This window comes from Chromobacterium sp. INPA-IVC (genome assembly GCF_059047085.1).
Map to the genome: position 1 here is coordinate 1 of NZ_JBTNLS010000016.1, position 9,363 is coordinate 9,363.

8 protein-coding genes are annotated in these 9,363 nt (G+C 63.5%); 1 reads left to right on the forward strand and 7 read right to left on the reverse strand.

Annotation, left to right across the window (positions count from 1 at the left end; genetic code table 11):
• The 4 genes from ACX17K_RS21855 to ACX17K_RS21870 all read right to left on the reverse strand — a co-directional run.
• Positions 1-267: ATP-binding cassette domain-containing protein (locus ACX17K_RS21855; protein ID WP_493776417.1), on the reverse strand; the 267-nt coding region annotated here is incomplete at its 3' end.
• A 21-nt stretch (positions 268-288) separates the two neighbouring features.
• Positions 289-1,347 (reverse strand): ABC transporter permease, encoded by a 1,059-nt coding sequence (locus ACX17K_RS21860; RefSeq protein WP_231163910.1) that lies wholly within the window; start codon positions 1,345-1,347, stop codon positions 289-291.
• A gap of 16 nt (positions 1,348-1,363) precedes the next feature.
• Positions 1,364-2,302 carry an ABC transporter permease gene (locus ACX17K_RS21865; protein WP_045052483.1) on the reverse strand — a complete coding sequence of 313 codons (939 nt, stop codon included), beginning with the start codon at positions 2,300-2,302 and terminating at the stop codon, positions 1,364-1,366.
• A gap of 22 nt (positions 2,303-2,324) precedes the next feature.
• On the reverse strand, positions 2,325-4,091 hold the full coding sequence (locus ACX17K_RS21870; RefSeq protein ID WP_493776418.1) for an ABC transporter substrate-binding protein: 1,767 nt from the start codon (positions 4,089-4,091) through the stop codon (positions 2,325-2,327).
• Between the two features lie 247 nt (positions 4,092-4,338).
• Between ACX17K_RS21870 and ACX17K_RS21875 the strand changes: the two genes are divergently transcribed.
• Positions 4,339-4,704, forward strand: coding sequence for a hypothetical protein (locus ACX17K_RS21875; protein ID WP_493776419.1), 366 nt, complete (start codon positions 4,339-4,341; stop codon positions 4,702-4,704).
• 43 nt (positions 4,705-4,747) lie between these two features.
• Here ACX17K_RS21875 and ACX17K_RS21880 read toward each other — a convergent pair whose 3' ends face one another.
• The 3 genes from ACX17K_RS21880 to ACX17K_RS21890 form a co-directional block, all read right to left on the reverse strand.
• Positions 4,748-7,867: an efflux RND transporter permease subunit gene (locus tag ACX17K_RS21880; protein WP_493776420.1), complete on the reverse strand. Its 3,120-nt coding sequence runs from the start codon at positions 7,865-7,867 to the stop codon at positions 4,748-4,750.
• Between the two features lie 10 nt (positions 7,868-7,877).
• Positions 7,878-8,984: an efflux RND transporter periplasmic adaptor subunit gene (locus tag ACX17K_RS21885; protein WP_493776421.1), complete on the reverse strand. Its 1,107-nt coding sequence runs from the start codon at positions 8,982-8,984 to the stop codon at positions 7,878-7,880.
• A 118-nt stretch (positions 8,985-9,102) separates the two neighbouring features.
• Positions 9,103-9,363 (reverse strand): ExbD/TolR family protein (locus ACX17K_RS21890; RefSeq protein WP_493776422.1); only part of this gene is annotated, 261 nt, incomplete at its 5' end.

Sequence of the window (9,363 nt, forward strand, 5' to 3'; positions counted from 1 at the left end):
CTCCGCCGCGCTCAGCTTCAGCAGGTCGCGCCCGTTGAAGCGCAGCTCCGACGCCGGATCGATCTCGCTCGATTGCGGCGGCAGCAGCTGCATGATCGCCATCGACGTCACCGATTTGCCGGAACCCGACTCCCCCACCAGCGCCACAGTACGGTGCGCCGGAATGTCGAAACTCACGCCCTTCAGCGCCTCGAAGCGGCCGCCGTCCTCCTGGCGGAAGCTCACCCGCAGGTTGCGAACCGACAGCAGGGTTTTGTTATCGTTCATGTCTATTTCTCCTCGTCCCGCTCACTTGGCCGCCGCGCGCGGGTCCAGCGCGTCGCGCAAGGCATCCACCAGCAGGCTGAAGGCTGTCACCAGCACCGACATGGCGATGGTCACCGCCAGCATCTGCCACCAGTAGCCCTGGATCAGCTCGGTCGGCGCTTCGGCCAGCATCGAGCCCAGACTCACCTCGCGCACGCCGACGCCGAAGCCGAGGAAGGACAGAATGGCCTCGTACTTGATCAGCGCCACCGTCAGCAAGGAGAACTGCACCAGCAGCAAGTGGGAAATGTTGGGCAGGATGTGGACGAACATCTTGCGGCTGCTGCCGGCGCCGATGGCGTCGGCTGCCTGCACGTATTCGCGGCCTTTCAGCTTCAGGTACTCGGCGCGCACCAGGCGGTAGGTGCCGGTCCAGCTGGTCAGCGCCATCACCGAGATGATGGTGGTGATGCCGCGGCCGGAGACCGCGGCGAAAGACAGCAGCAACAGCATGTCCGGCACCGAGGTGAACACGCTGTAGAACCAGTTGAGGAAGTCATCGGTCTTGCCGCCGAAATAGCCGGACACCGCGCCCAGCGCGCAGCCGATCAGCAAGGAAAACACCGCGCCGAACACGCCGACGAAGATGGACGTGGACGTGCCCTTCAAGGCTTTCTGTATCACGTCGCGGCCCTGCAGGTCGCCGCCGAACGGCAGCCTTTCCAACCGCGGCGGCGTGTGGTCGGCGTATTCGCCGACATGCTTCTCCGCTTCGGCCAGCTGCTTGCCGATCGGATCCTCGGCGCGGCTCAGTTCGACGATAGGCGCGGCAACCGCCTTGGCCGCCGGCTCCGGCGGCAACACGTCGTCCGCGGACTCCTTGACCCAGCTTGGCGGCGCGTAAGGCACGCCCACTTCATCCACCCAGTGCGCGCCGACCAGATTGAACCAGCCGCCGATCGAGACCAGCAGATAGGCCAGCACGATCCACATCGAAATAAAGCCCACCTTGTTGCGCTTCAAGCGCTGCCATCCCAGTCCCCACAGGCTGCGGGACGGCGCGGCCGGCGCGGCGCCGGCGGCATTTTGCAATGTCGTCATGATTGTTCTCCTCCGCTCACTTCAGTTGCACGCGCGGATCGATCCACTTGTAGACCAGATCGCCCAACAGGTTGAACACCATGGTGGCGATGGCGATATAGATGGTGATGGCCTTGATGACCGGGAAATCGCTCTTGTTCACCGCCTGCACCACTTCATTGCCCATGCCGGGAATGCCGAAGAAGCTCTCCAGCACCAGCGCGCCCAGCAACATATAGGGCAAGGACATCATCACGCTGGTCACCACCGGGATCAGCGCGTTGCGCAGCACGTGCTTGAGCATGATCTGGCGCTCGGACAAGCCCTTGGCGCGCGCGGTGCGGACATAGTCCTGGCCCAGCTCTTCAACAAAGAAGCTGCGGTAGAAGCGGATGTCCGGCCCCAACGACACCATCAGCCCCAGCAGCAAGGGCAGCGGCACGTAGACGAACAGGTTCACCCAGAACGAATCACCCCATCCCCGCACCGGAAACCAGCCCAGTTTGAAGCCGAGGAAAAACTGGCCGGCGATGATGTAGATCAGCGCGCTGATGGACATGGCCACGGTGCAGGAAATGGTGACGATGTGATCGGTCAGGCCGCCGCGAAAATACGCGACCAGCGCCGCCAGAGGAATGGCGACCAGCAGATCGACCACCAGCATGGCGCCGGTCAGCGTCAGCGACGGTCCGATGCGGCTGCCGATGATGTCGGACACCGGTTGCTGGGTAGACCAGGAGGTGCCGAAATCCAGTGTCAGCACTTGATGGACAAACAGCAGGAATTGTTCCGGCAGGCTCTTGTCCAGCCCCAATTGGGCGCGGATGTGCGCCAACACTTCAGCCGAGAAATGCTTGCCGGCCAAGACCAGCGACGGATCTCCGCCCACCAGCGTGAACAGGATGAATACCAGCAGCATCACCCCGAACAGGGTCGGGATCATTTGCAGCAGCCGGCGGATGATGAATGCGGACATGATGGTTCTCCTCGCTCCCCGTTTATTTTTCTACGTCCAGGAAACGCCAGGTGGCATTGAAATTGGGGTGGAACTTGAACCCCTTGACCCAGGGCTGCGCCAGCGCGTTGGTGAAGCGGATATCGCTGAACATCCACGGCGTGTCGCCCACCACGATCTTGTTCATCTGGTCGTACAGGCGGTTGCGTTCCGGACCATCCGGCAGCAGGCGGGACTGTTCGTAAAGCTTGTCGTAGCGCGGAGACTGGTAGCAGGCGTTGTTGGAATTGCCGACATTGCCGCCGTACAGCAGCTGCGCGAAGTTGTCGCCGTCTGGGTAGTCCGCGCTCCAGGCTCCGCCGTTCATGCCGAACTTGCAGTCTCGCTGCGCCTTCACCTGCTCATTCCACTGCATCACGCGGAAATTCACCTTCACCTTGATCCGGTCGAAAGCCTTCTGCCAATACTCGTTCCACTGCTTGTCGATGGCGGTGGGGCCAGTCAGGAAATCGATGGCGACGGGCTTGCCGTCCGGGGCATGGCGATAGCCGTCGGCGCCGATCCTGTAGCCGAATTGGTCCAGCAAGGCATTGGCCAACGGTGGATTGTAGGGATAGGCTGCGCGGAAATTGGGATTGTGGCCTGCCACATTGGGCGGCACGATGTACTGCACCTGCACCGCCTGGTTGCGGCGGATGTCGCGTATCGTTTCGTTGGTGTCGAAAGCCATGGAGATCGCGCGGCGCAGCGCGATCTTGTCCTTGCCATACCCGCCGACGACCGGGTCCTTCATATTGAACGCGTAGAAAGTGACTTCTTCGCCCAGCTCGCGGCTGAGCTGAACGCCCTTTCTTTTCAGTTCCGGCTTCAGCTCCGCGCGCCACGGGTTCTTGGGATCCAGGCGCAATACCTGCCTGATCAGCGGCTGAGGAATGCCCACAAGGTCCAGTTCCCCGCTCTTGAAGGCCAGCCAGGCCGGCTGCTCTTCCTCGATCACCGACACCTCGATCCGGTCTATCTGCGGATAACGCTTGCCGTTCATCTGCGCGGCAATTTTTTGATCGCCCGCGCCGTAATGGAAGGTTTCCTGGCGGAAATTGGGATTGCGCACCAGCGTCATGCTGTTGCCCGGTTTCCAGTCCTTCAATACATAGGGGCCAGTGCCCACCGGATGGGCATTGGTATTGTCGCCATAAGCCTCAATCACTTCCCGCGCCTGCCCCTCTACCCAGCTGCCGGCCAGCAGGAAGGGCAAGGATGGGAACGGCTGCTTGAACTTCAGCTGCAAGGTGTAGCGGTCCAGCGTCTTCACGCCCTCCACCACCGAGTCGTAATCCAGCTTGCCCTTGCCCGCCTTCTTCACCAGCTCGGCCAAACCCACCAGCTTGTCGGTGAAGGTGTCGCTGAGCGGCGAGGCCACTGTCGGATCGGACAGACGCTTGATCGAATACACGTAATCGGCAGCGGTCAGCTCGCGCTTCTTGCCCTTGAAGGCCGGGTCCGGCGCGAAATAGATGCCCCTCTTCAAATGGAAGGTGTAAGTCAGGCCATCCGCGCTGACCGTCGGCATCGCCGTGGCCACGTTGGGAACCACCTTCACCGGACGGGACAGGTAGTCGAAAGTCAGCAAAGGATCGTAGATATGTTCGATCACCGCGGACGAATAGACGTCGGATATCTTGGCCGGATCGAATCCGGTTTCCGGCGCGCTGAACGCCACATGCAGCACCTTCTCCGCAGCCGCCGCATGCAGCGGCGCCAAGCTCCCCCAGACCATCAGTGCCGCCGCGATGGGCTTTTTCAGGCACATAGTCGTTTCTCCTTTGTTTTTCTCATCGGAACCAGTCCTCATCAGGATGGTCGATTTTCTATCGCGGCAAGGCTTTGGCCGGCTCGCCCGCCGAAGCGCAACAAGCTTGTTAACACAAAGCCGATGCCGCCCACACCTTAACGATTGACACCCTCGCAAGATGACATCATCGTTAAATAAACAGCAACTCGATATTCAACGCGGCCCCGCCTGCCCTTCCAGCGCGCGCCGCCGCAAGGAGAGAGCCATGAAATCCGCGGCATCGATAATCATCCTGCCCGCCCTATTGCTGGCCGGCTGCGCCACCCAGCAGGGCTATGCGCAAAAGGTCTACGCCTGGCAAGGACGCGACGCCAACGAACTGCTGGCCGCCTGGGGCACGCCCACCGGGCAGATGACCATGCCCAACGGCAAGCAGCTCTACACCTATCGCACCGCCTACAGCCAGGAAATGCCGATACAGAGCAGCGGCTTCTACCATCCCTGGAACATCAGCGGCGGCGGCTCCACCTACTACAGCTGCACCACCAATTTCGTTGTCGATCCCCGCGACCACACCATTCAGTCGGTCAGCTTCGACGGCAACGACTGCGTCGCGCCGGCGCGCAAATAAGCTCACCTCACGCGACAGGAGCCGGCGATTGCCGGCTCCCTGTTTATTTACCGCTCGCCTCGTTCAGCTTCAGCGCGCGGCGCCCGCCCAATAGGCGGCGGATTCGGACGCGCAGACTGTCCAGATAGGTGTACACCACCGGCACCACCAGCAAAGTCAGCAACGTGGAAGTGGCCAGGCCGCCGATGATGGCATGCGCCATCGGCCGGTTGGTCTCCGAACCGTCGCCAGTGCCCAGCGCCAGCGGCAACATGCCGAAAATCATCGCCAGGCTGGTCATCATGATTGGGCGCAGCCGCACCCTCCCCGCCTCGGCGATGGCATCCTCGCGCGCCATGCCCTCCGCCCGCGCCCGGTTGACGAAGTCCACCAGCAGAATGCCGTTTTTGGCCACCAGGCCCATCAGCATGATGATGCCGATGATGGAGAACATATTGAGCGTGGAGCCCCAAAGGAACAGCGCGACGAACACGCCGCCGAAGGCTAGCGGCAGCGACACCATGATGGTCACCGGCATGGTGAAGCTGCGGAACTGCGCCGCCAGAATCAGGTAGATGAAGATCACGCCAAGCCCCAGCGCGCGCAGCGCGTTGCTCACCGTTTCCTCCATATCCTTCTGCTGGCCGCGGTGCATGCGCTGCACGCCTTGCGGCAATTGCATGCTGCCCAGCAGCTTGTCGATGTCGGCCATCGCCGAGCCCACGTCGCGGCCTTCGACGTTGGCCATGATGCTGATCTCGCGCATCATGTTGGTGCGTTTGATCTGGCGCGGGCTGACGCCCTGACGGGTCTCGATCAGCGTGGACAGCGGCACCATCTGCGCCGCGCCATTGTCGTCGCGGTTGCCGGCCACCTTCAGTTGGTCCAGCAGCTCCTGGCGGCGCTCATCCTTGGGCACCCGCAGCCTGACGTCGTAGTTCTCGCCATCCGGGGCTTCCCAGGTGGTGACCACATTGCCGGCCAGCAGCATAGACAGCAAATTGCCGACTCGATTGAGATCCACGCCCAGGCTCAGCGCCGCGTCGCGCTTCAATGTCAGGCTCAGCGACGGATCGCCCTCGGTCAGATTGGATTCGATGTCCTTCACGCCCTTCACCTTGGCGATGCGAGCCATGATGTCGCGCGACACCGCGTCCAGTTCGACCAGATTGGAGCCGCGCAGGCCGATGAAGATGGGCTTGCCCTGCTGCTCGTCGTTGGCCACCGCCTTGATCAGCACCCCTGCCACCGGCTGCACCCGCTTGCGGGCGTCGGCGATGACCTCGTCCAGGCTGCGCAGGCGCGAGCGCTTGTCGCCGATGTCCAGCGTCAGTTGGCCGTCGTTCTTGCCGGCGCCGAAGTTGCCGGCGCCGACATCCAGCGACACGGTCTGGATTTCCTTGATCCCTGACAGCGCGTCGGCCAGCTCCCGGCCCTTCAGCGTCGTGTATTCCAGCGAAGAGCCGGGCGCGGTCTGGTACACCACGTTGATCTTGCCGCTGTCGCGCACCGGCGTGAATTCGCCGCCGATGCTGGGCACCAGCATGAAGCTGGCCGCGGTGACGCCTAGCGCCAGCGCCAGCGTGGTCTTGCGATGGCCCAGCACCCAGCGGATCACGGCGGCGTAGCGCTCGGACAACCGGTCAAGCGAGGTCTCGAACCAGTCCAGCATCCGGCCCAACGGGCCGCGGTGGCGGTCGCCGTGATGGTGCGGGTCGTGCCAGATCGACGACAACATCGGGTCCAGCGAGAAGCTGACGAACATCGAGATCAATACCGCCACCGCGACGGTGAGGCCGAACTGGTGGAAGAAGCGGCCTATGATTCCGCCCATGAAGCCCACCGGCAGGAACACCGCCACCACCGTCAGCGTGGTGGCCAGCACGGCGAGGCCAATCTCGTTGGTGCCGTCCAGCGCCGCCTGGTAATGGCTCTTGCCTAGCGCGGCGTGGCGGACGATGTTCTCGCGCACCACGATGGCGTCGTCGATCAGCAGACCGATGGACAGCGACAGCGCCAGCAGCGTCAGCATGTTCAGCGTGAAACCCATCAACTGGATCGCGAACAGCGTGCCCACCAGCGCCACCGGCAGCGTCAGCCCGGTGATCACCGTGCTGCGCCAGCTGCCCAGGAACAGGAACACGATCAGGATGGTCAGCCCCGCGCCTTCCAGCAGCATGGACTCCACGCTGTGCAGCGCCTTCTTCACATCCTCGGCGGAATCATAGGTGTAGCGCAGCTCGGTGCCCGCCGGCATCTGCGGCTTCAGCTCGGTCAACAGTTTCTTGACGCCCTCGGCCACCGCCACCTCATTGGCGCCGCGCGCGGCCTTGATGTCCACGCCCAGGCCTGGCTGGCCATTGACCAGCGAGACGCTGTCCTGCTCAGCCTCGGTGTCCGCCACCACTGCGATGTCGTCCAGCCGGATAGGCGTGCCGTTGCGGTAGCCCACCGCCAGCGCGGCGAAATCGTCGGCGGACTTGAGCTTGCCGGACACCCGGATCGCCCATTCCTTGTGCGCGGTGGAAACGTTGCCAGCCGGGAAATCCTGGTTGGCGGCCTTGATCGCGTCGGCCACGTCGGCCAGCGACAGGCCGGAGCCCTCCAGCCGCACCGGATCGATATCGATGCGGATTTCACGCTTCACCGAGCCGATCAGACTGACGTCGCCGACGCCCTCCACCATCTGCAGCCGCTTCTTCAGCACGTTCTCGGTCCAGCTGCTCAGCTCGCGCGGGCGGGTCTGGCTGGAGGTCAGCGACAACGACAGCATCGGCTTGTCGTTCGGGTCCACCTGAGACACCGACGGCGTGCCGATCTCGCGGCGAAAAGCCCCCTGCACCGACGCCACCTTGTCGCGCACGTTCTGCACCGCGACGATGGGGTCGACCGAGAGCTCAAACTCGGCCACCACGAAGGAACTGCCTTCGGAAGAGTAGGAGCGGATTTCCTTGATGCCGTTGACGGTGTTGAGCGCCTCCTCAAGCGGCTTGCTCACCTCGCTCTCCACCACCTCGGGCGAAGCGCCGGTATAGTGCGTCTCCACCACAGCCATCGGCAACCTGACGTCCGGCATTTCCTCCACCGGCAGCTTTTGCCAGGAGAACAGGCCCAGCACCATCAGCGTCATCATCAACACCGCGGCGAAATACGGATTGCGCACGCTTACGCGGGTCAGCCACATGGCGCTCTCCTCAAGCCAGGCCGGCCGGCAGGCTGACCGGGTCGCCCGCCTTGCTGCCCAGCAGTTCGCCGACGATCACGCTGGAGCCGGCGGCCACGCCGCCTATCGCAGCCTGGCGCTCGTTTTCCGCGCGCAGTTCCACCGTCACCGGCCGCTTGGCCAGCTTGCCCTTCTCCACCACCATCACCCAGGGCTGGCCGTCGATATCGCGCACCGCGGCGATCGGCACCACTACCTTGTCCTTCACCGCCCTCACCACCACGCCGCCTTTGGCGAACTGGCCCACTTTCAAGTGCCCGTCCGCGTTTTTCACCCGTACGAACAGCGTGAAGCTGCGGGTGCCCGGAATGGCCACCGGGTTGATGCGCACCACCTCGCCGCGCTCCTGAGCGTCGCGGCCATCCACGCTGAACGAAGCCGACATGCCCACCCTCACCTGCCCCACCAGCCGCGAAGGCACGGTGGCGGCGATTTCCAGCACCGCGAGATCAGCCACCGAAAACAGCTTCATATTGCGGCTGGCCACCTCGCCGGGGTTGATCTTGCGCTCGTAGACCACGCCGTCTATCGGCGACTTCACCTGCGCGTCGGCAAGCGAGCGCTGCGCCCGCGCCAACTGGGCGGCCTGCGCGCGCAGCTCGCCCTCTTTCACCCGAAAATCGCTTTCCAGCTCGTCGAACGCCACTTGGGAGATAAAGCCTTTGCCCAGCAGCTCGCGCTGCTTGTCCAGTTTGACCTTGGCCAGCTTCAGCCGCGCCTTGGAATTGTCCAGCTGGGCGTTCTGCTCCGCGACGGATTGGCCCAGCGACTCGGCGTCCAGCACCGCCAGCAACTGCCCCCGGCGCACCGCCTCCCCTTCCCGCACCCTTACTTCCCTGACATTGGCGTCCACCTCGGACGCCACCGCGCTGCTGGTCAGGGCGTTCAGCGAGCCGGTGAACGGAATGGCGGCGGCGAGCGGCTTCACCTCGGCCCGCACCACATCGGCGCCGGACAAGCGGCGCGCCGCCGGCGCCGACGCGTTTTTGCCGGAGGCGGACGCATGCTCGGCGCCGCCCTTGCCGCAGGCGGCTAGCGAGAGAAGAAACAGGGCGGACAGGCAAAGACGTATATTCATATGTGTGTTTTCCGATGTGGCCATCGCGGCGTCATCCGGTCTTGTTGTCGATTACGGAACAGGCGGCCGTTTGGCCGCCTGTCCGACATCATGCCACATCCGGTAATTTATTTTAATGTCATTGCAAGAACTGTTCCGACCCGACGATGCCCAGCTTCGTCAACCCCAAACGCTGCGACTCCGCCAGCACCATCGCCACCGGCGCGTAACTCGCATCCTTGTTCGGCTTGATGTGCAGCTCCGGCTGCGGATCCGACTTCCCCGCCGCCGACAGCCTTGTCTCCAGCGCCTCCCGGTTCGGCAAACGCTCGCCGTTCCACATCACCGCGTTGTCCGGCGCGATGTCGATCTGCACCACCACCGGCTTCGCCAACGGCTT